This is a genomic window from Gluconacetobacter entanii (assembly GCF_003206495.1).
GTDB lineage: Bacteria > Pseudomonadota > Alphaproteobacteria > Acetobacterales > Acetobacteraceae > Novacetimonas > Novacetimonas entanii.
On record NZ_NKUF01000152.1, the window covers coordinates 1 to 1,551 of the forward strand.

The 1,551-nt window shown below is 58.7% G+C and carries 1 protein-coding gene; it reads right to left on the reverse strand.

From position 1 onward, the window contains the following. Positions 1-308 precede the first annotated feature (308 nt). On the reverse strand, positions 309-1,475 hold the full coding sequence (locus tag CFR72_RS17030; RefSeq protein ID WP_050800526.1) for an IS110 family RNA-guided transposase: 1,167 nt from the start codon (positions 1,473-1,475) through the stop codon (positions 309-311). Between the last annotated feature and the right edge of the window lie 76 nt (positions 1,476-1,551).

Here is a 1,551-nt window from a genome sequence, read left to right on the forward strand (position 1 = left end):
CCTCACATGAGGAGTTTCACGTCAATGGCCACTTTCACTGCGAGATCATTTTTTCTTCTCCGTGTTTTGGATCCATGGTCTGAGCCTGTTTAACGACTACCGGCGCGATGCCGCACCTGTAGAACCTCACATCCGGTCGCCGCTCGCGCGCGGCAGCACCACTATCCCGCATTCGGGGCAAAGGCTCAGGAGAACGGGACCATTCTGAAAGGTCGGCATTGCAAGCCATGGGGCCGATCGGTCCGTTCACCTGGATCCACAGGACTGATCAGGTCCTGGGGATGGGGTTTATGTCTGTGGTGTTTCCATCAGCGGGACGCCGGATGCGCGCCATCGATAACGACACCACTCGTGACATATTTCCAGAGCGCAACAAGAAGCTTGCGGGCCAGGGCAACGATCGCCGTTTTGCGGCTCCGGTTACTTCTTGCGCCCACGTGTTCATGGAACCACTGCGCCAGCGCGGTGTCAGGCTGGTAGCGGAGCCACAGCCAGGCAAGCTGGATCATGGCCGTGCGCAGGCGCGGATTACCGGATTTCGAGACGCCTTGTTCACGGTCGATCGATCCGCTTTTCCACGGCGAAGGCGCCAGACCGGCATAAGCCGCGACCTGCCGCCTGTTGTCGAAATGCCGGAACAGTCCTTCCTGCGTCAGAACGGTGGCAAACTCGGCGCCAATCCCTCTGAGACCCTGCAACAGGACAACTGGCGAACATTGATTGTTGTCATTCACTTTTGCCAATTCGTCCCGTTCGCTCTCAACCATTTTAATCTGTTCCATGAGAAGTTCGATGCGGTCCAGTTCTCGTCCGATCTGCGCCTTGAGATGCTTCGGCAAGGGATGACCATCGCCCGTTCGCAACTCGTCGAGACAGGCACGCCGATCCCGTCGCAGCGGCCGGTAACCTCGAATGCCCTGGCTCAGCAGCAGGCCCTGGACGCGGTTGATATGCCGCGTGCGCTCGCCCACCAGAACCTTACGCTCCCGACTGAGACGTCGGCGGTCTTCCTCTTCCCGTGATGGAGGGCGGACCATTGAGCAGACCCGTGCCTCTCCGCGTTTGAACGCCAGCAGCGTACGGACCAGCATCTCCCCGTCGATACGATCCGTCTTTGCACGCCGGTGCTTGCGGGGAACTGCGATCGACGCCGCATCGACGACATGGCTCTCGATCCAGTCCTCCTGCTTCAAGGCTCTATCGATCCAGAATCCATCCAATCCGGCTTCCTGAATCACCACAAGCGGAAAAAGTCTTCCTTCCCGAGCGCGGGCCTTGTCACGAAGACTAGTGAAACAGCCGAACAGGCCCGCAATATCGCCACCTTGAACCGAGTGGCGCGACATCTTCTCGCTTCCGGGTGAGAGCGATGTGACCAGCCAACTCGATTTTCCAAGTTCCAGTGAAACGAAGATCGCGCCAAGATCAACGCGGATAGCGAACGGGGTCGTGGGATGATCAGATGCCTCGAGCATGGTTCTGCCCTCCAGAGAGTTTCAGCAAGCACACTCTGACACGGCGCGGCTCGCTATCCACTCCTCATGGAATCTG